This is a genomic window from Paenibacillus sp. N119s (assembly GCF_059447605.1).
This window is the reverse complement of record NZ_JCAJRU010000065.1, coordinates 1-21,574: the sequence shown is the minus strand read 5'-3', so window position 1 is coordinate 21,574 and position 21,574 is coordinate 1. Positions and strand designations below refer to the sequence as shown.

Annotated in this window: 15 protein-coding genes and 1 pseudogene; 14 read left to right on the top strand and 2 right to left on the bottom strand. The window is 41.5% G+C overall.

The window, feature by feature from the left end:
• A partial coding sequence (locus AC5V8P_RS10115) for a hypothetical protein (protein ID WP_495473621.1) occupies positions 1-432 on the top strand: 432 nt, incomplete at its 5' end.
• A 533-nt stretch (positions 433-965) separates the two neighbouring features.
• On the opposite strand, the gene AC5V8P_RS10110 is transcribed toward AC5V8P_RS10115, so the two are convergent.
• Complete coding sequence (locus AC5V8P_RS10110) at positions 966-2,417, bottom strand: UvrD-helicase domain-containing protein (RefSeq protein ID WP_064797321.1); 1,452 nt, start codon at positions 2,415-2,417, stop codon at positions 966-968.
• Positions 2,418-2,420: 3 nt separating this feature from the next.
• Positions 2,421-4,343 (bottom strand): ATP-dependent helicase, encoded by a 1,923-nt coding sequence (locus tag AC5V8P_RS10105; RefSeq protein WP_196771883.1) that lies wholly within the window; start codon positions 4,341-4,343, stop codon positions 2,421-2,423.
• A 110-nt stretch (positions 4,344-4,453) separates the two neighbouring features.
• Between AC5V8P_RS10105 and drmA the strand changes: the two genes are divergently transcribed.
• The 13 genes and pseudogenes from drmA to AC5V8P_RS10040 form a co-directional block, all read left to right on the top strand.
• Positions 4,454-7,771 carry a DISARM system helicase DrmA gene (drmA, locus tag AC5V8P_RS10100; RefSeq protein ID WP_064797319.1) on the top strand — a complete coding sequence of 1,106 codons (3,318 nt, stop codon included), beginning with the start codon at positions 4,454-4,456 and terminating at the stop codon, positions 7,769-7,771.
• 4 nt (positions 7,772-7,775) lie between these two features.
• Positions 7,776-9,533: a DUF1998 domain-containing protein gene (gene drmB / locus AC5V8P_RS10095; RefSeq protein ID WP_064797318.1), complete on the top strand. Its 1,758-nt coding sequence runs from the start codon at positions 7,776-7,778 to the stop codon at positions 9,531-9,533.
• Between the two features lie 8 nt (positions 9,534-9,541).
• A complete protein-coding gene (locus AC5V8P_RS10090) occupies positions 9,542-10,315 on the top strand; it encodes a phospholipase D-like domain-containing protein (protein ID WP_064797317.1) in 774 nt (257 codons plus the stop codon).
• Positions 10,316-10,612: 297 nt separating this feature from the next.
• A pseudogene (locus AC5V8P_RS10085) lies at positions 10,613-10,771 on the top strand (sigma factor-like helix-turn-helix DNA-binding protein); the annotation flags it as partial.
• Positions 10,732-11,151: a very short patch repair endonuclease gene (locus AC5V8P_RS10080; RefSeq protein WP_064797316.1), complete on the top strand. Its 420-nt coding sequence runs from the start codon at positions 10,732-10,734 to the stop codon at positions 11,149-11,151. The pseudogene AC5V8P_RS10085 and the gene AC5V8P_RS10080, both read left to right, overlap by 40 nt.
• A 6-nt stretch (positions 11,152-11,157) precedes the next feature.
• Positions 11,158-12,885: an AIPR family protein gene (locus tag AC5V8P_RS10075; RefSeq protein ID WP_064797315.1), complete on the top strand. Its 1,728-nt coding sequence runs from the start codon at positions 11,158-11,160 to the stop codon at positions 12,883-12,885.
• A 66-nt stretch (positions 12,886-12,951) separates the two neighbouring features.
• Positions 12,952-14,211, top strand: coding sequence for a DNA cytosine methyltransferase (locus AC5V8P_RS10070; RefSeq protein ID WP_196771882.1), 1,260 nt, complete (start codon positions 12,952-12,954; stop codon positions 14,209-14,211).
• 473 nt (positions 14,212-14,684) lie between these two features.
• Positions 14,685-15,824: a pentapeptide repeat-containing protein gene (locus tag AC5V8P_RS10065; protein ID WP_064797313.1), complete on the top strand. Its 1,140-nt coding sequence runs from the start codon at positions 14,685-14,687 to the stop codon at positions 15,822-15,824.
• Positions 15,825-15,871: 47 nt separating this feature from the next.
• Entirely contained in the window at positions 15,872-16,396 is a 525-nt protein-coding gene (locus AC5V8P_RS10060; RefSeq protein WP_495473620.1) for a hypothetical protein, read from the top strand.
• 22 nt (positions 16,397-16,418) lie between these two features.
• Positions 16,419-17,078, top strand: coding sequence for a hypothetical protein (locus AC5V8P_RS10055; protein ID WP_064797311.1), 660 nt, complete (start codon positions 16,419-16,421; stop codon positions 17,076-17,078).
• Positions 17,075-18,499: a phage baseplate assembly protein V gene (locus tag AC5V8P_RS10050; RefSeq protein WP_064797310.1), complete on the top strand. Its 1,425-nt coding sequence runs from the start codon at positions 17,075-17,077 to the stop codon at positions 18,497-18,499. Before AC5V8P_RS10055 ends, AC5V8P_RS10050 begins: the two co-directional genes overlap by 4 nt.
• Before the next feature lie 30 nt (positions 18,500-18,529).
• The gene (locus tag AC5V8P_RS10045; protein WP_064797309.1) at positions 18,530-18,964 is read left to right on the top strand and encodes a DUF4280 domain-containing protein; all 435 of its coding nucleotides are present in this window, start codon (positions 18,530-18,532) and stop codon (positions 18,962-18,964) included.
• An 11-nt stretch (positions 18,965-18,975) separates the two neighbouring features.
• On the top strand, positions 18,976-21,574 hold a 2,599-nt coding region (locus AC5V8P_RS10040; protein ID WP_495473619.1), incomplete at its 3' end, for a phage baseplate assembly protein V.

The following is a 21,574-nucleotide window of genomic DNA, read 5'->3' as shown; positions in this document are numbered from 1 at the left end:
GGACATAGTAATTACTCTGACGATCTGCAGAGGAACCATGATATGGAGATTCAAGCGGATGAGTGTGCTGTATTTTTTATTAGAGAATTTCTTAAGTACTATAAACAAAAACTTGGTCAGGAGCATGAAGTATTACAGTTATTTGGAATAGCCTCAGCAATAATATCTATGGCAATAACAAGTAAAAAATCCCCAATGCAATTTAGTAGTACACATCCGTCATTAAGAACAAGATATATGTTGGTTATTTTCTCTATTTTCAATTTGTTTGGTAAAAAATGCGCCAAGGATGTAGTAGAGATTGTCAAGTGGACTTGCGAAGAATCTAAACTACATCAATGGGATGAAAATTGGTGGACAGTTTCGCCAGAGTATTTTGAGGAAATTGAAGAAAAACTACCAGAAATAAGAAAGAACGCTGAAATCATTTAATTATAATAACGCTATTATTTGAAATATTACTAAGTCGATGTAAGAATAGTAATCATACTACAAAAATAGGCCCCATTGATCCGACTAACGGGAAACGTTAGTTGAATAACAATAGCGGCGGTCTAAGACTTTATTTTTCAAATCTTGGTCCGCCGCTATTTCTATTATTGGATCAGTCAAAAACATATTTTTCAAAAGCTGGCGACTCTTGAATTAAAAAACCGTGTTAAATCAACGACTCCAGTCTAGCACTTTATTTTCACCAAACATATGGTAGAAGAACCAAATCAGGAACCAGATTCACATTGGCGTTTACTGATACGGGAGTCTAGATAAAGAAGAGTAGGGCTGCCATGGCAGCTTTACGGGTGCAAGGGTAGCCCTGGTACAAGTAATTGGATTATTGAATAGAATACAGTGAGCAATATGTTCAACTAACGGTAAATAATGGAACCAAAACAGCTTGGTCTAAGACTTTTTTGAAATATATAATTATTAGGAACTATTTATCTTCTAAATAATTTTTCGAAATTTTAAATTATCTTGTAAAGATCGTTATCCAGCTCTTCGACAAACTGGGAAATTGGAATAACAGCAATAAGGGAAAGCGTCAATCGGGCACGAGTCATGGCCACATACAGCTTGCGACGTTCGGTCGCTACGTGGGCATCGGGATCATCGCCTGGATCTGATAGTTTGATAGGAAGTTTGCCCTCCTGAAGACCGGTTACGATGACATGATCGAATTCCAAGCCTTTGGATGAATGAAACGAAACAAGTTTAACACCCTGAGTTAGAAAATCGGCCTCGTCCGACTTTATTTTTATTGCAGCAATGTTTACTTCGGCTAAGGTAAGTGCAATATCATCCAATCGGTCATTTGAATGCGCAATCACTCCAATTGTATCCGTAGGGAATTCTGTAATAAGCTCTTTAATTTTTTTTATAAGTTTCTTTTTTTCTTCGGCAATTGAGCTAACCATGCTTAATTCTGGAACTGGCCCCTTAATATCCGGATCTGTGGATGGCAGAAATTCTGAATCGTTCAACAGTGTCTTATCGTGAGCCTGCAAACTTTTCGCAAGTTGAATAATTTGTTTGGTGGAGCGAAAGCTTTTATTAAGTATTTTACTTCGGGTCCCTTTTATATCAATGTCCACGCTTTTCCAAGTAAAAGATCTTCTATATATTTGTTGTCCCTTGTCAGCTGCAATTGTAAGACTCTTAACAGCAAGCAACTTGACGACCTTTAATTGGGCAGGAGACAGGTCTTGTGCTTCATCGATGAGTACATGTAACGGTCTTTGGTCCACAGGGATTTCGCGTTCATGTATCAGTAACAGAAGGGCAATGTCATCAAAATCATGTGCATTTTTGCTTGTTAGTATGGACTGGTATTTCTCATATACATCAAAGATGGATTCTCGGTGTAATTTGGTAACCTGAACTTGGTTTCCTCGTCCTGTACGAACACAATTTAAATACTTCCCTCTCTCATTCATGTTGTTGTTCTTAATCCATGATACTTCCTCTTTAAGAAACTTTATTAGTTGGTATTCCATTCCCTTTGGTGTTTTTGCTTTAATATTTGGAAAGGTGGGGTCTCCATATTTTGCAACTGTCCTTTTTGCATAAGCAATCATTTCCTCTTGTTCTTTCCCAGCAATATTTCTGGTGTTCAAGGCTCCAATCTCTTTTAGAATCTGCGCTCCCCAAGTATGAAAGGTTAATGCTTCAACAGGCGTTTGTGTTGTTGCCTTTTTAGCGAGTTGTCTTAAATAGGTAGACAAAGCTCGATTAAAAGTTAAAAATAAAACATTTCGATCTCCTTTATTAGACTCTATCGTGTTCAGATAGTTCGCTCTTTCAAGAAGAATTGTCGTTTTTCCGGCACCCGGAATACCCCTTATCAACAATTCTCCCTTTGGAGTAAACTGTACGCACTTTTCTTGTTCTTCTGTTAGTTTAATTAGTTTTAGTGCCATTTTTCATTCTCCTTGCCAGCGTGATCTTAGAAATTCATCTTGAAAAAAATTCAGCACCTCGGTTTTATACTTCTGTTCCGCTTTTTCCTGGAGCTTTTTCGCATTATTAATAAGCTGTATGTCTCCCAATTCGAGTGTCTTGTCGTCATCTGTGGAAGTTGGTGTAAAACTGTTAAACTCATAGTGTTCTATCAACTCCGTACCTTCCCCCATACACTCATCGAAAAAACTATCAAAGTGTATTCCTGGGTGTCCAATTACATAAAGCTTTTCCTTTGCACGGGTTAAACCTACGTAAAGCAATCTTCTTTCCTCGTCAATATCTGGAGAACTTCCGTTTGGAAATGTTCTGTCACCGAGGTACAACAAAAAGACAACTTTATACTCTTCTCCTTTGGCTGAATGAATTGTCCGAATCTGTATGTTTGCATCCAGTATACTCGGTTCGGGATCGTTCACTGATTGGATGGTTTTATATATCTCTTCCGATATTTCATAGCAAAACTCAAGTCCCGTTTTCTGGAATTCTATAATTTCACCTCTGATATCTTCAGATGAAATTCCTTCTGGAATATCAGTAAGTAAGCGATGTGTATCTGCTTCAATAAACTCGACAATGGTCATTCCATAGTAGTCGGGGCTCATACAGATTTGAGAAATATAATTACGTATCTCACGTTTGTGATCAACATCGGAATCCCTTACCACGTTTGCAGACAAATTATGAGCATTTAACGCTTCCATTACAATGGTACCTTGGGGTGAATGCTCTGTGTTCTTTCTGACCAACACACAAATCTCCTGTGGCATAATTCCACTATTTTTCAAGATAGTCGAGATTTCAGATGCAACATAATCACCTGCAAGCTGAAGAGATGGTGCATGGATCAACTTTACCGCTTCATTAACAAGTTTCAATTCCGGTATCAGTTTGTTGGGTAACTTACTCAGCAAATTTATTCGATTTGCAACCCTTATGATATTCTCGGTTGATCGATAGTTTCTTATAAGAGAAGTGGTTGGTAGAGTTTTTTGGGCAACAGATCTCGCTCGATCTTCAAATTTCAGAATATTTGATATGCTTGAACCATTAAACGTATAAATGGTTTGTCCAGCATCGCCTACAACATTAAGACAAATATCATCCCGGGAAATAGAAAACAATAATGATTCTTGTGCGCGCGATGTATCCTGATACTCATCCACCAAAATATATTTCAGTCCGTTTCTCAATCGTTTTAATGTTTGTCCACCTGAATTTCCGAGTACACGAATGGCTTCGGTAATCAAACCACAATAATCTATGCAGTTGTTAACTTGAAGCCGGTTATTATATCTCGCCCATAGCTTCTTTAGATCATCGGTCTCGATATTAAAGTTTCTACTACCGTCAGTCCAGCATATGTGCTGATTGCAAGGTAGTTCATCAGGTTTTGTAAGGCAATCCATATCATTTGAACCTTGTCGAAGTTCATCCAATATCTTGAGGCAACAATCAATAGGGACTTTTTTGACGCTCTCCAGTTTATCGAAAAGAAAATCAAAATTATTATTCATTATCTCATTGCCTTCTATCAGCCTGAAATTTGGACGAAGCCAAGTTTCATTACACTCAATTGCCAATCTTAGTATACGATATGACAATCCATGAAATGTATATACGGGTACGGTGCTACCCATACCAATTTCCATACAAAATTCTTCAAGCTTTTGCAATAATCGACTTCGTGCAGTTCGAGAGAAAGATAAGGCTATAATTGAATCAGCAGATATGTTCATTTCAAGTTGCAAATATAATATGCGTGCTGCTAAAGTACTGGTCTTACCCGTTCCAGCAGCTGCATTAATTGCCAAGCTTCCCAAAGGGGCCTTTATTACTTCTTGTTGCTCTTTGTTGAATCGGGATATTAAAGTATCAAGAGTCAAATGCTGCATCCCCCAATAATATAATTTCAGAATATAGTTCGACATTAAAGGACTTTATTCCTACTTTAATGAAATATTAAAGTATAATAATTCCATAGGGAGTGATATTTATGGGAGAACAGGAAAAGGTTAATATTCGTAATGACTTAATAGATCGATTGACATTGGAGTTGGTAGGACCAAATTATAAAGATGAGGAGATCGGGGAATCTCCTTCCCAGAGATATTTGACCGGTATATTATGGCCTAATGGCACCTTGATGGAAAAGGAAGACGATGAAAAGACAGAGACGGATGACAATGAAGATGGCAATGACATACTTGATGCTATTGCACCTTTAATGCAGGCCATGAAGCCTTCTTCAATAGGTTTGTCTTTTGTTGTTGAAGCCGGTCAGGAGAAGATTCGCGTGTTCTATGAATGGGGCGAGTACTTTAAGCTGGGTGAGAAGAAAAGGTCACCTTGGAAAAGAACTCCTATTAGGGACCAAAAGACAATTGATTTACTGCCGGCTGATGGTTTGAGGCGCATAATTGCACTGAAATCGGACGGTATGGGAGAGGTTAATCTTGAATGGCTTGCCCGTCCTCTCAAAGATGGATCAGGAAGATTGGCGGTCAGCTTATTTTTGGTGAATCGCAGAGAAAAACCGGAAACTCTCAAGGATGCATTTTGTCTTTATCAGCCTCTGTTAAAAGTAAAGGGATATGAATGCGAATATCCATTCTCGGTAAGGAAATTAAACATGAACCGGGGCTATCAGGCTCCAGACGTAGCGGCAGATAATTTGCTGTATAGAAAACAGCGTGTTTTCGCAGTAGGGCATGGTGTTGCCGTTGACTGGGATGATTTCTCTAATGATGAAGAACTCGTTGGCAGTCTGTTTACCAAAATCATACCTGTATATGAAATTCCGCGTGTTATCCCCCCTGACTGGCTGGGGAAAGGATCGCTTGATATGAAGGAGATATCGAAAGCAAGGAATGGCAATGAAATCTATAATTGTCTTAACCCGATGCTCGATGAATACGAAGAATGGATTAAGGAACAAGACGATATCCTAGAGACGATAAAAATTGGCCTCGATGAGGAGCAATATAATACGGGAGAGGAACATTTGCAATTGTGCAAGGAGTCCCTGAAGCGCATGAGAAAGGGGCTTGGCTTAATAAGAGATGAAGGGAGGGACAGAGAGGTATTCAGAGCGTTTTGCTTTGCCAATAGGGTCATGTCAAAACAACGAATACAGAGTATTTGGGCACGAAAAGCAAGAAAATCCAAAAATTGGTCCGAGGAACCAAAGGGAATACGTACTCAATGGAGGCCGTTCCAGATCGCATTTATTTTGCAGTCCCTTACGGGCATCGTTGAACCCGACCATGATGATAGAAAAGTCGCTGATTTGCTGTGGTTTCCGACAGGTGGTGGTAAAACGGAGGCATATCTCGGGTTGTCGGCATTTGTAATGGCCCTGAGAAGACTTCGAAAAGAGCAAAATGGAAAACGTGGAGATGCTGGTGTAACCATCCTTATGCGCTACACCCTGAGGCTATTAACCATCCAGCAATTCCAAAGAGCAGCAACCTTAATCTGTGCATGCGAAATGGAACGATTACAGGACAAGGATTCCTGGGGGGAAGAGCCCTTCAGAATTGGATTATGGGTGGGTGGCAAAAACACCCCGAATGATTTCGATGAAAGTGTAGAGCTAATGGAAAATAAACAACCAAGCCCTGGAGCACCGACTCCCGTTCAGTTGGTTTCATGTCCGTGGTGTGGTTCGGAACTGCACAGTCGTAGAAACTATTTTCTTGATAAGAAAAATAGGAGAATCTTAATCGGATGTTCAAGACGTGAATGCGAGTTTCATCGTTTGAAAAATCCAGAAGGGATTCCGGCTGTGGTTACTGATGAGGAAATATATAGATTGTTACCAACGCTTTTAATTGGAACTGTTGATAAATTTGCCCGACTGCCATGGGTTGGAGAAACCCAGTCACTATTTGGAAAAGTTAAAGGTCAAATTCAGCCTTGGGGATTTGTTTCTGAAGGGGCTGCTCCAAACACTCAAGGATGGATAAAAGATGTTTTGAAAACAAGTACAATAACAGGTGATTCCATGGATCAACGTGAGTTACTTCCCCCGGAACTAGTTATCCAAGATGAATTGCACTTAATTTCAGGGCCTTTGGGAACAATGGTGGGTCTGTATGAAACAGCTATAGATTATCTATGCAGTGGAATAAGGAACGGAGTGGAAGTAACACCGAAGGTTGTGGCATCGACAGCCACAATCCGACGTGCAAAAGAACAGATCCAGTCACTTTTCGCAAGAAGCCTTTCCATTTTTCCAAGTCCTGCTCTGGATTCGGGCAACTCCTACTTCGCAGTAGAGCAACCAGCTAAAGAACTACCAGGGCGAACCTATGTGGGGATATTTGCTCCTGGTCGAAGCGTTAAAACAGCCTTGGTCCGGGTATATGCAGCTTTACTTTCGTCAACAGGGGCAATGAAACATTTGGATGAAGATCTTGATCCCTATCAAACACTTGTTGGTTATTTCAATAGTTTGAGAGAACTAGGCGGAGCTGTAAGATTAATTGAAGATGACGTAAGAAGCAGAATGAGTGTACTGTCATCTTCCAATCGCGGACAGAAATATCAATTTGTCGATCGTAAACTTAAGGAGAATGTACCCGAACTTACAAGCCGGGTGGATTCATCACAGATTCCGGCATTGCTTCAAAGGCTGGAGCAGCCCTTCCATGTGGACTCTCCAAATCATGTTAATCCTGTTGATGTTGTATTTGCCAGCAACATGATATCCGTAGGGGTTGATGTTAGTCGTTTGGGCCTGATGGTAGTGACGGGACAACCTAAAACAACTGCAGAATATATCCAGGCTACAAGCCGTGTGGGGCGCGAACATCCAGGCTTGGTCATTACGGTTTATAACTGGGCGAGACCAAGGGATGTATCACATTACGAGCGTTTTGGATCATATCATGCTGCATTATACCGATATGTGGAAGCAATTAGCGTTACCCCTTTTTCATCCCGGGCACGTGATAGAGCCCTTTCAGCAGTCCTTGTTTCAATGACAAGATTGTCCGAATATAAACTTTCCAAAAGAGAAACTGCCAAGAAATTCAGGTCCAATGCAGTGTATATTAAAAGCATTATGGAATTTATGAGGAAGCGGCTTGAGAATATGGGATTACAACGTGAAGATGAAGTGGAAGAACATTTAAAGTCCTTGATGGACAAGTGGGAATCCAAAACTTTCGGGACAAGTCTGGCATATACCGGGGGTAAGGAGAAATTGTTGTATCCATTAGGGGGAAAGGCCCCTGCTTCAACATTTTCAATTCCTAATTCCATGAGAGACGTGGAGTCATCAGTTGGAATATATTTATTAAAGGAGTAGGCTCATGAACGGGAAAATAGGAGAAGTTAGAAACAGCCAGCTTGTATCTACATTTGGCCCTGGGGCTATCATGGATTTACCAGACTTTTCAATCATAATCGCTGGAGTGGATGACTGGAATCTGAGACAATGTGCTCCAATAAATGAACCGAGATTAACACGGAAACTGGGTATTCAAAAGATTTACACACCTCCCGTGGTGGAGAGTAAAAATGAGACACGGCAGGGGACGCTTCCGGCCTACCGTTTCCCTCGATTCCTTGTTTGCCCAAAATGCAGAAGGCTGTCACTCGCAAAAAACTTTTTCAAGAATGAAAATGAAAATGTAAGTTATTGTCTGTGTGACAAGGGAAATGGACTAACAAAGGTTTTTCCTGCACGTTTTATTGTAGCCTGCTCTGCGGGACATATTGATGATTTTCCATGGGATTTCTATGTACACAAGGAGGACAAATCAGAAAAGTGCAAGGATATGTTATACCTGAATGACAAGGGTGCTACAGGTTCAATCTCCGACGTGGAAGTTGAGTGCAGGGGATGTGGCCAAAAACGTTCGCTTGATGAAGCTTTTATGGGTAAAGGTTTGGGAAAATGCTTGGGGCACAGGAACTGGCTGGGTCCTTGGGACACCCAACCTTGTGAGGAAGAACAGAGAGCTTTGCTCAGAGGTGCTTCCAATCTTTATTTTCCTGTAGTGGTGAGTGCACTCTCCATACCTCCTTATTCAAGTCCAATACACCAGGATGTTGCAGGTGTAATGGACCGTCTATCCAAAGTAGAGAGCAAGGAAAAGCTTCAAATGCTCATTGAATTGGGGGTATTTGGAGAGTTCGAGGATAAAAATGTCGATGATGTATGGAGTGCCCTGCAAAAACAGCGATCACTCGGAGAAGGAGTGGATCAGGATTTGTATTATCCTGAATGGGAAGCTTTGTTGAAGGGAACATCCATGGATGCCAAACACGATTTTGAGATAGAAGAGCAGGAAGTGCCGGAACGGTATAAAGATAAGTTATCCAATATTATCATGGTTAGAAGATTAACAGAGGTTAGAGTCTTGGATGGATTTAGCCGAATTGAAGCCCTGCCGGATAACATTGAAAAAGCAGACAGTGAAACGACAAAAGCTTCGTATAAGGCGTCATTGAGCAAGAAGGATTATCTTAACTGGAGACCCGGAATCATTACAAAAGGAGAAGGGATATTCATAACTTTAAACGAAGATGCATTGAAAATATGGGAAGAAAAATTTGATAGTAAACAGATACCAATGGCAGAGGCGTTCAGACAATATTGTGATGACAGAAACATGGAGTACTCCGGAGGTCCTGAACCCAGATATGTTCTTCTCCATACTCTTTCGCACGCATTAATGAGGCAATTATGCATGGATTCTGGATACTCCGCAACTTCTTTGAGGGAAAGGATATATTCCAGAAATACCGATACAGAAAGAATGGCGGGAATTCTTATATATACAGCTACGCCCGATTCGGAGGGAAGTCTGGGAGGATTGGTCGAGCTGGGTAAGAAAGATAGATTTGAGGAGATACTTTGGAATGCTCTTCATGAGGCCCGTTTTTGTTCCGGTGATCCATTATGTTCGGAACATAAACCGGATGCTGTTGGTGACTTGAATGGTGCTGCCTGTCATGCGTGTCAACTTGCCGCAGAAACATCGTGTGAAAAGTCAAATCGTTTCCTAGATCGAGCCTTTCTGGTTCCTACTGTTTCGGAAACGGAACTGGCCTACTTTGAATAGGGGGAAAAATGCAGAGCGAATCCATTGCAAAATCTATTTCTTCCATTACATGTTCCTGCTCTTTAGCTGATCTTGAGAGAATAATCCAGTACATCAGGAGTGGAGAAATCGATCAATTTACCAGTCTGGCTGAATGGAAAAGAGCAACACTTCCTGCCAACGTCCCACTGCCATTAATTCAGGACTTAATATCTCAGTGGAGAAAGCAAGAATTACATCCAGATGTGATTATTTTAATTTTTCACTCGGCTATGCATACTAAAAGGAATATGGAAATGAGTATTCCAGAAGTAGAACTCGCATGGTCTGGTCCATTTACCAACCCCATGTCTTTAGCTAGAAGCAATTATGCACTCATTAAAGAGATGATTGAACGTGCAAGAAGGGAAATCTTTTTAGTGGGCTATAGTTTTACAGCTAATGACAGGACACTTAGTATTTTGGATGCTCTTGCTGCTGCCATCCTCAGGGGATGCAGTGTAAGGATTGCATTCCATGATAATGGCAGCAATATTAAAGAGTTTCTGGCAAACTGGAAGGAAAATATTCCAGAACCTACAATGCTGAAATGGATTGGAAATGCTGACGATCCCTTGGCGAGTCTTCATGCCAAGCTTTTAATAGTAGATAATATCGAATTATATATTGGGTCCGCAAACATGACCTATCATGGCATGGGATCCAATATCGAATTAGGTTTGAGAATAGAAGGTGAAACTGCAAGGAAAGTCTCCAAACATTTTTTTGCTCTTGAACAGGTGGGCGAATTAGTTAAATATTAGGGTAATGATTTAGTTTGAATATTTTTATAGCTAAACCGAATTTCTGTCCTTATTTTGAGGATACAAGTTCCCAATTGTTAATGATGGTGTTGAACGCATTATGTTATTTAGAAGGAACAAGATTCGGACTTTTTTACGAGCTCGGTGAACTTAATGATATTATTATATTGGATGATTTAAGAGATAAGCTTGACTATCACATGGGTTGTCTCACCGATAGATAAGAGAAGTTTATCCTCTAAGATTTGGATTTAATGATGACAAAGAGCGCACTTTGCAACAGGCAGCCCATTATTTGGAATTACAAGGAAACGAATACGACAGATTGAAAGAAAGGCTTTAAATAAATTAAGGAGTTTTTTCTCTCCGTTACCTTTAATGAATGAAAGCCACTTTCAAAGATTTGGGGGTGCAGAATGTCCGATGTTGTTTCCAAGGAAAAACGAAGCGAGATGATGGCTGGTATAAAGTCGGTTTCTAAACTGGAGAACAGGGTGGCATCGGAGCTTTGGAAAAAAGGGTTGAGATTCCGAAGAAATGATAAATCATTACCCGGAAAGCCCGATATAAGTATAAAAAAATATAAACTGGTTATCTTTATTGATTCCTGTTTTTGGCATCAATGTCCCCTTCACTCCAATATCCCAAAGAATAACCGGGAATTTTGGAAGAAAAAGCTGTTGGGGAATGTAGAAAGAGATAAAAAGGTCACTGGACACTATGTAAGTTCCGAATGGAAAATACTACGAATCTGGGAGCATGATTTCAAAACAGAATTTGACAAGACCGTTTCTCTAATAGCAGATTTTATCATAAGAAACAGGAAAAGTGAGTGAACCAATTTGGAGAAGGATTTCAGGGATTATTCAGAAGACTTTAAAAATTATGTAGATGGGCTGGCAAAAGAACACGATAGGGAACAGCAGGGGGTCTTCACGGAAGTTGTTCTTGATTTTATCAGGGAATCCGGAGAAATTGGGGAATTTGAAGTGCTTAATTTCAGAAGAACCGGTATCCAGGTTAATGGTTTTTCCATTGTTGAGGACAATGGTCTTTATGCCCTAACCTTGGTAATCTCTCTGCATACAAGGATTGCACCTCCTCTAGTACTGAGGAAAAATGATTGGGAACCTGCACTCAGAAGGGCCGTTTCTTTCTACAAAAAAAGTATTGGTGGGCTTTATAAAGCGTTGACCAAACAAAGTGAAGTCTTTGAATTAACCAAGTTTATATACGATCATCATGAACAAATTCATCAGTTGAAAATAGTTTTATTGACTGACGGTATGGCCAGAAATGTTAAACTGGATGAAACTAAAACAGGAATCGCTTCTGTGGAACTTCAAATCTGGGATATGGAGCGTCTTTATCGACTTTTAAGTTCAGGCAAAGGCAGGGAGCCAGTTGAGTTCGATATATTAAGCAAGCTTGGAGCCGGGCTGCCATGTTTGAAGATGCCTTTGTCCAATGAGATATACGAGGCATATTTGTTGTTTATTCCAGGTCAATTACTTGCCGATGTATATGAGGAATTTGGAGAACGTTTAATCGAACGAAATGTACGTTCGTTTCTTCAGATGAGAGGGACTAATAGGGGCATAAGAGACACCATTATAAATGAGCCGGAAATGTTTGTGGCATACAATAATGGGATCTCTGCAACGTCTGACAGAGTGGAATTTGAGGAACGAGAAGACGGGAGCCTTGTTCTATCGAAAATTCATGATTTTCAGATAGTGAATGGTGGGCAAACGACAGCCTCCATATATCACACACTTAAAAAGAAAAATGATGTTTCACGTATAAATGTACAAATGAAATTAACAGTGATAAAGGATTCGAAAAAAATGGACGAGATTGTCCCCAGAATTTCGGCTTATGCCAATAGTCAAAATAAAATTCAAACGGATGATTTTTTCGCAAATGATCCATATCATAGAAAGATTGAACAGTTTTCCCGAACTATATGGGCTCCCGCTACTGAAGGAAAGCAAAGGCAAACCAGATGGTTCTATGAACGTGCCCGTGGTCAATACCTTGATTTGAAAGGAAGAGACAAATCACGTAACGCTCGAATACAGTTTGACCAAACTTACCCCAAATCTCAATTATTTACAAAAACTGATTTGGCCAAGTACATTAATTCATGGGATCAGATTCCTCATATTGTAAGTAGAGGATCGCAAAAAAACTTCCTCGAATTCACAAAAAAAATATCTGCTATAGACGTATCTAGGCTAGAACAGGATTATTTTAAGGATTTGATATCAAAGGCAATTCTATTTAATGGTGTATCGAAAAGAGTCCATTATAAATACCGAGCTAATATTGTGACCTATACTATAGCCTGGCTATCCTATAAGACGCAACAGCAGATTGATTTGGAATTGATCTGGCGCAAACAGGCAATTCCCGCGGGTTTGGAAGATGTGATTGACAGAGTGACGGATGCAGCATATCGACACATTGTTGACCCTCCCGGTGGAGAGAATATAACCGAATGGTGTAAAAAAGAAGAATGTTGGAACCAGTTCAGGGACATGGACGTGGAGATTATGCTCGGAATTTGAAATACTTATATGATTCCGTAATTTAACCTGGTATAATTTCTACATAACGAATTGGGAGATTTGAAAATGAACTTTATTGACTTATTTGCCGGTGCTGGTGGGCTTTCAGAAGGATTTGTGAGACAGGGATTTAATCCAATAGCTCACGTTGAAATGGATTCATACGCAGCCGAGACAATTAAAACAAGAACTGCCTATCATTATTTAAACGGTGAAGGCCGCCTTGATATATATAAGGAATATTTGAGAGGAAATATAACTAAGGAAGATTTATATCAGGCAATCCCGGTGAGGTTATTGGAAAGTATAATAAACCAAGAGATTAATGATGACACAATTCCGGATATTTTCAATAAGATTGACGAGTTGTTACTAGAGAATACTGGTCAGACTCAAAAAATTGATGTTTTGATTGGCGGTCCGCCCTGTCAGGCCTATTCGCTTGTCGGACGAGCCAGAGATCCTCAGAAGAAGGAGAATGATCCGAGGAACTATCTCTATAAACAGTATGTGAAATTTCTGGTCAAATATCAGCCTGATATTTTTGTGTTTGAAAATGTACCTGGAATTTTAAATGCTGGTGGGGGATCTTATTATAGGGATATTCAAGATTTAATGAGAGAAATCGGATATGAAATCAAACATAAAACCTTGGATGCTTCTCATTACGGAGTGTTACAAAAGAGAAAGAGAGTTATATTAATAGGATGGAACAGGGAGTTGGGTTACGAATATCCGCGTTTTACCCAAATCGAACAGCTTGCATTAGTCGAAGATATTTTTTCGGACCTGCATCCACTTGCACCAGGTGAACAATTGAATGAATATGTTAAAGAACCAACGCCATACCTTAGGGATACTAATATTAGAAATGAAGAGGATATATTAACACAGCACTTAACCAGAATGCATAATGAGAGGGATCTTGAAATATACAATATTGCAATAGACCTTTGGAATCGAGAAAAAAAGCGTTTGAAGTACACAGATCTCCCAGAAAGATTAAGAACGCATAATAATCTTAAGGCTTTTCTGGATCGATTCAAGGTTGTTGCAAGAGATCTACCCTATTCACATACAGTAGTGGCTCATATAGCCAAGGACGGGCATTATTATATACATCCGGATATTAACCAGTCCAGATCAATATCTGTCAGAGAGGCAGCGAGACTTCAGTCGTTTCCTGATAATTTTTATTTTGAGGGACCACGCACAGCTGTATTTACACAGATAGGTAATGCTGTACCGCCGTTGATGGCTGAAACTATAGCTATGGAAATCAAAAAGATGTTAATTGGTGAAGTCCAGTTATCATTTATGGTTTAGTGATTTTAAAAGGACTATTACAAATATGTCTCACTAAGCACAAAACGAGCCTTAGAAGCGATTCTAAAGGCTCGTTTTTCTTTAACTGTTTTGTTGTTATAAAGAAAATGGACTTTTGAAGACATTCTTACAGGGTATATATGAATTTGATTTATTTGTAGAATGCATATGAACTTCAAGTTCCTAATTATTATTTCAATAATGTTGATTGCTCTATCTCTCTAGTTAAAATAATCTTGTTAAGTTAGTTATGTAGCAATATGTATTTGGAGTTAATATTGAAAATAACACGTACTATGGTTCTTTCTGTAAACAAAATCACTAATCTGTCCGATACATACATAAGAATGATTTATTGTTAAATATACCCTTGAAAATTACGGATTCACATATCATTCATATAAAATTTATATTTTAGAATAACTGGATATTGCACAACATTGTAAATTCAGTTGCGAGAAAGGAGATAGGATGTGAATCGTGAAGAGGTTCTTCGACATTTTGCAAATGAGATCTATGAACCCCTAAAGCATCGAATGTTATTTGCATTGGAAGCCCATTTTCAAAACCATAAGTATACCTTGGCCAAGACATTTCGCAATTCACTAGAGCAAATACTCGGGAAAGCCAAGCAGATGCAGTATGAAGGCACCAAACAGGCGTTGGGATATATATCTTACTCCATGCTTCGTACCGAATTGGTAAACGGAAGGGCGACCTATTTGGTGGAGGCCATGGACAAGACGTGGTTTATGGATCGTCATCCTTGCCGGGATACCTATGATGCAGAATGGGCCTTTTGCTATTTGGACGAGTGGGAGACTGAATTAAGTAAGCATGCTAAGAAATATGGCGGAAGAATCGGGCTGGATGATATAGAAAGGATGAAATTACATGCGGCAATGCATGTCCATCAATACATCATTACTTTGGCGCGTTTTAGTATCACAGAGGAATCGCTGAATGATATTCAGCTTGCTCATGAAATACAGTTGGAAGATGTGTTCGAGTTGAGAGTCGGAGAATATTTGGACCAAAGTGAAGTCGTTTATAAAAGGGATGTACGTGTCAAAGATTCGACGGTGGTGAAAGAGTGGCTTGAGGAAAAAAAAACATATGACTACATACATGAAGTTTTTCGGGGAATTGCCGGATCTCAAGGAAATTATAAGGGAATACGTCTGCAATATGCCGATTTGAGTGAAAGTTCTTTCAACAATAGTGTTTTTACAGAAGGGAATTTGATTGGTTCTTGTTGGAATAAAGCCTGTTTACAAGAAGCGGATTTTAGTGGTTGTTTGATTCAGGAAGCCCGTTTTGAACAAGCCAACTTAAGAGGGGCATCTTTCCGGGATGCAATAGCTGTACCTGGAATTTACCAGTCTGAACGATGGGAAAGACCCGGTTTTCAACCCGTAAGTTTTGCAGGAGCGGATCTTACAGGAGCCCAATTTCAGGGAGCTTACTTGAAGGATGCAGATTTCACCGGGGCCATATTGCAGGGGGCTGACTTTATGGGGGCAGCGTTTGAGGGAGCCTGCTTCAAAGGAGCGGTGCTGGATGGAAGCCAGTTTAGTTTAGGCATGCATCCAGTCGTACAGAGTCTAACTTAATTTGTTAACACAATGCGGGACAAACGGAATGAAAGGGATGTGACATAGTGGAGTATTTCCTTTGTCAGCACGATGATCGGATGTTGTATGCTACTGTTCCCGTATGGGATGAAGAAGCAAATGCAGAGATGGTAAACATAAATGACTGGACGAATTGGCCCCCATCTTATGCTGCACAATTTAAGGTTAATGGTAACGATTATACGGTTTACCCTGATATTCTAATGGGTTCCAGGATGATGGTATCTGATGCTGTGTATGAATTGTTACAGGTCTATGTCCCGAGCTTGTTCAGCCGCATGGCTTTGCTTCGGGATATGGAACGTTCGCAGCAAAAGTTGTACTGGATGATTCAACCCCCTTTAGTGGATTGTTTGGGCGAGCAAAGCCAATTCCGTCCCGGAGGAACATTGATGAAGCTGGTCGTAGATCGAAAACGTACCGAGGGGAAATCCCTATTGCAAATCCAAGGGTTGCGTGAAACCTGTATGTTGGTCAATCTGGCATTGGCGGAAAGTCTGTTGCGGAGAGGGACAAGTGGCATCACCTTTCAGGAAGTCGCCATGCAGTAATAAAGATGGGAGTGGATGATGTATGGAACATCTGGATCAGAAAATTGTCTCGTTGCTACACACAGTAACAGCAGAAAATACCGAAAATGATCAATCTTTAATTGAGCATGAAGGGTTGAATCACGCTCGCGGGAAGGAACCGTTGGGACAGCCCTTACAAACATTTATGCAACTCGGTGGGGAAAGATTGATTTTTGCTCAGCGACATTTGCTGGATGAACGCATCAGTATTACGATGCCAAAGAGCTTTCGGGATATGCCCATGCACGAGCAACGATTAAAATATCCCTCTCATCATCGTCCGGATTTTATTTTTACCAATGACACAGGCACGATTAACTTAACCTTCAAGCATACCGAGAGTCCTTTACAAACCGAAGAGTTGGAGAACTTTACGGATGAGATGGCTCAGGTGGTGAAGCAAACCCAGAAGTTGACTGAATGGTTTGGCCATGAAGTGCTGGAGAACGAAGAGTGTCAGATTGGATACTGTGAATTTATGACACCAGTATGGAATGCGCGTGTGTATAATTTATCCTTTTTTACGGTGCTGGAAGGACGTGCGCTCATGTGTACTTTTAACTGTACGGATGAAGAGATGGCGACCTGGCAGCCAATAGCCCGCAGTATGCTGCTAACGTTGAAAATCGAGTCTGAGCGAAAGGAAAATCAACCCTTATGACATTAACCCATATTACATATGATCGGCTGCAAATTACACCATTTGAAGTGGTTAGCATTCAGGAACTGCATATGACCAAGCGACTGAATGAGCACACCCTACTCTCTTTTACCGCTATTTTGCCTGAAGAATTACAGGACAGTTATGTCCAGTTGATCGAAGCCGATTCTCCAGTTTGTGTATCACAACTGGATGAGGCAGGCACTCCAACACCGCTATTTAACGGAACGGTGCTCCATATGGAAGTCAAAGTGGTCAGAGATGTGTATTACCTGGAGGTCGAGGCAATATCACACACGTATAAACTGGATATTCGTAAAAAGAACAGGTCCTTTCAAGATAAAAATATGAAGGTTGAGGAATTGCTGCGAGCTGTAGGTGCAGATTATCCCGGTTTTGATATCATTGATTCGGCTACAGGGGGAGCGACTTTAGGCCGTATAGCAGTCCAATATCGTGAAACCGATTGGGAGTTCCTCAAGCGGATCGCTTCGCGTTACCATACTTCACTCACGCCTGCGTCGGTATTTGATGTGCCGAAGTGCTATTTTGGAGTCGAGGAAACCCAATCTGGACTGGACTTAACCAATTATCATTATACCGTCAGCAAGCGAGTTGGAGATTATCGTTATTTTAACGGCAATGATACAGCACATGTAAACGAGCATGATTTTATTGATTACCGGGTTGAGGCGGAGCAGGTGTTGGAGTTGGGCAGCACCGTTACCTTTAATGGTAAAAATCTGTATGTGTACAAGGTGGACACTCATATGCAAAAAGGAATGATGCAGCACGTGTATACCCTGACTTCCCACAAGGGATTGAGACACCAAGAGGTGTTTAACGAGCAGCTTATCGGTCTGTCTTTACCTGGTAAAGTCATTCAGGTAGAGCGGGATCGTATCAAACTACATTTACATATCGATGCTGCGCAGGACCCTGCAAAGGCCCACTGGTTTACCTATGTTTCTCCTTATACTGCAGAAGGACATAGCGGATGGTACGTAATGCCTGAGCTCGGGGATACCGTTCTGCTCTATTTCCCTGCCCATCGAGAAGAAGAGGGCATGGCAAGTACATCTTTGCGCGAAAAGAATCGGAGTGCGGGGCAACACGCTCTTGCACATCCTGACATCAAATTGTTTCGTACCGCGCACGGCAAGGAAATCAAATTAACCCCTGATGAAATTGTCATCACCAGTAAAGAGGGGACGATGTATATCCAGTTAAATGAGAAAAATGGAATTCACATTGTAAGCGATAAAGAGATTCAATTTTCAGCAGGAGGAAATATCTCCCTTCATTCCGGCAGTAAAGTGAAAATCACGGCCGGGGATGAAATTCAAATGACGAGCAAAGGCAGTACCGTATCGTTGGGGGGAATAACCAATGTTCTGGGTAGCGAAGTGAAAACAAACTAAGAAAGGACATGGGGAAGGGGGAAAGGAAGAATGGCAAAAAAATCTCATTCGGAAGAGGAACCTATTCAGGCTGGACGGGGAAGCAAGCAGGGCTACGTAGTTGCCGGGGCCATCTTGAGCTGCAGCTTTGGTACGCAGCCGACACGGCTCAAACGACCGTTCAGTCACGGCGTATATGTGAAGGAGAAAGCCCAAATGAATGTTGGAGATTACTTGCCCGGCACCAATATCAGCAATTTTGGCCGTTGCTCCTGTCCAGCCAATCCAGCGGTCAAAAGCAGTGACATGGTCGATATTTATGGGGTCAAAAAAGCGAACTGTGTTCCGGTGATCACCGGACCCTGGATCGGGGGCAAAAGCGATGTGCTTGTGGAAGGAGAACCGGCCTTGCTGGACCAATGCTCGAATGCGTGCCTATACGGGGGAATGATTCGGATTACAGACGATGGCCAGACGCTGGAGTAGGGAGGCACAAGTTGAATCATACACAAACAATGTTAACGTATACGGAGTTGGAATGTATAGGTCCATATCCTCTTCAGACGATCCATGAACTGCTTATTGAACGGAAATTGAACGATCATGCCCGGTTAAGGATCAGTGGATGGATAGATGAAGAGCAAAGAGATCATTACATAGAACAGGATCAGGATAACGAACCTGTCATCATCCGAACCAAAATAGACAATGGTCAACCTGAACGCATTTTGTTCCATGGTTTATTGGTTCGTGCGGAAACACGAATGGTGCGTGGTATCTATTACGTGGAGCTTGAAGCGGTTTCCCATACGATTCAGTTGGATATCACACCTGTCACCCGTTCTTATCAGCATACCTTAATGCCCTATAAAAAGTTAATCAAGCAAATCATTCAGAACTACAGTCAGGCTGATGTTATTGATAACGCAACAAACGGTATGACCTTGCATGCATTTACTTTACAGTATCAGGAGACGGATTGGGCCTTTTTCAAACGGATCGCTTCCCGATTTGGAGCTGTGCTGGTCCCGGAAATTTCACTAAACGGGCCCAAATTCTGGTTGGGTATGCCGGAGGGACAATACGTTGAAATGAAGCATCCCGTTTACCGTACTCGGCGCAGTTTTGATCCCAACAGCAAAACGAAATTCAGCTACTTGCTGCAGAGTGAAACGCTTGCCCGACCCGGGGATCTGACGGATTGGAATGGCGAGCAATGGATGGTAGCGGAAGTCACTTCTGAATTGCAAAAAGGAGTGCTGCTACACGAGTATGAACTGATTCACGAACAGGGAATTCATCAAACAGAGATTTTGTGCTCGAACCTCACCGGAGCCTCACTGGAAGGGCATGTATTAGAGATCCAGTCAGGCCGAATACGTGTTCACCTTACAGTGGATGAGAAGCAGGATCGGGAAACGGCGTGGTGGTTTCCATATGCCAGCAGTTATACAGCCGAAGGGAACAGTGGTTGGTATGTCATGCCGGAACGAGGAGATAGGGTATCCGTCCGGTTCCCTACAGAGCAGGAGGCGGACGGATATGCGGCAAGCTCCATACGAAAAGGGAGAAACTCGCCAAAGCTCGCTGACCCAGCCACCAAGTATTGGGGGACACCTCATGACAAGAACATCAAGCTAAGTGCCAGTGAATTGAAGATGACGGCCAAGTCGGAGCAGGTTCATATTCAATTGAATGCATCGGGTGTTCAGGTCGTCAGTGAGCATGAGTTGTCATTGTCGGCAGGGAAGATGCTCTCTTTGCATGCAGATGGGGAGCTGAATATTCAAGCTGCCGAGGCTATTTATTTCAAAGCGGGCAGCAGCAGCTTGGTGTTGGATGGAGAAACGGATATACGGTCCGCTAAAGTACAGCTGGAAGGCACGGTTAAAAGACCGGTTTTTGTTGCTGATTTAGCACCGATTTGGGAGCCCCCATTAATGTCTGTAAAAGCCTATGCAGAGGCGCAGGCGGCGAAAAGTGCAGCAAGCAGTAGTACAGGAGGAAGCTCCAATTCAAGCGTTACGTCGAAAGATGGTGGAGTCGTTAAGTCGGCTGTAAACACTCCCAGTTCACCGAAAGCTAGTTTACTGGATGGCGTATTGGGATTAGCTCAAAAAGTATGTGATGTGGCTGCGTCGATTCCCGTATTGGGAGCCATACCAAAAGCAGCAAGTCAAAAAATAGCTTCAATTCGTTCCGAGGTCGCTTCCTCCGGACCGTCATCCATAGTTAAATATGCGGCAGCCGGATTTTCCATGATTGCCAGCATACCTTCCCATGGTTGGGGAGTGGTGTTGGGGAAGAGCGCCAAGGTTGTTGCCCAAACCTTGCATGCGCATGCTGAGGAACAAAGGACGCGTGAACGGCATGCGACGATGGATTTCCTCGGTAAGGTATGGACGAGTGCCAGAGGATATGGAGGAGTACAATCTATATCGGATTTCATCAACTATGTAAAAGGAGTCAATCAGGCTTCCGTACAAGCCTATAGCGATATTCCTCCTGATATTCGGGAACGATGGTATCAAAGAAATGTGGATCAACAGTTTGAAAAGGCGCTGGATGCTTATTATAATGATCAGGCCCCCTTCTCAGATATAGTCGCATTAATGGAACATCAGCGGCAGACAGGCAATCATTTTCGATATAGCGACAGAGCTTTGATGAGTCCCAACTATCGGGATGATATGAAAGGGTATACGACGGAACAGAAGAAATATCTAATTGATTTTCTGAATTCGATTGACGAATATAGAAAAGAGTATGGCCACTATCCATACAGGGAAAGTCCTTTTATGAAAGACCTGGATGAGACTGAGCGGATTGTGTTCAATGAAATCAAAAACTCCTCTCATGAATATCTAGAGGCAACATGGGAGCGAATACGTAACTTTCCTAATCTAGATATTCGTCAAATGGTGATTGATAACTTCGAAGGAAAACAAGACGTAGCAGATAAAATTGTTAAAGTCATAACGGAACCAGAGGCTGTTTATGCAAAAACGATAAATAGCTCCAAACAAGAAAATGCCCATCTGTTAGTAGAAGCAGCATTTGCGTTTGTAGTTGGAAGGAAAGGAAAGAGACATTCCA

What these genes read in the sequence shown, in the direction of transcription:
- AC5V8P_RS10050 (WP_064797310.1), top strand. Translation starts at nt 17,075, where the DNA reads ATGACATTAACCCATATTACATATGATCGGCTGCAAATTACACCATTT.
- AC5V8P_RS10110 (WP_064797321.1), bottom strand. Translation starts at nt 2,417, where the DNA reads ATGGCACTAAAACTAATTAAACTAACAGAAGAACAAGAAAAGTGCGTA.
- AC5V8P_RS10070 (WP_196771882.1), top strand. Translation starts at nt 12,952, where the DNA reads ATGAACTTTATTGACTTATTTGCCGGTGCTGGTGGGCTTTCAGAAGGA.
- AC5V8P_RS10045 (WP_064797309.1), top strand. Translation starts at nt 18,530, where the DNA reads ATGGCAAAAAAATCTCATTCGGAAGAGGAACCTATTCAGGCTGGACGG.
- drmB (WP_064797318.1), top strand. Translation starts at nt 7,776, where the DNA reads ATGAACGGGAAAATAGGAGAAGTTAGAAACAGCCAGCTTGTATCTACA.
- AC5V8P_RS10090 (WP_064797317.1), top strand. Translation starts at nt 9,542, where the DNA reads ATGCAGAGCGAATCCATTGCAAAATCTATTTCTTCCATTACATGTTCC.
- AC5V8P_RS10080 (WP_064797316.1), top strand. Translation starts at nt 10,732, where the DNA reads ATGTCCGATGTTGTTTCCAAGGAAAAACGAAGCGAGATGATGGCTGGT.
- drmA (WP_064797319.1), top strand. Translation starts at nt 4,454, where the DNA reads ATGGGAGAACAGGAAAAGGTTAATATTCGTAATGACTTAATAGATCGA.
- AC5V8P_RS10055 (WP_064797311.1), top strand. Translation starts at nt 16,419, where the DNA reads ATGGAACATCTGGATCAGAAAATTGTCTCGTTGCTACACACAGTAACA.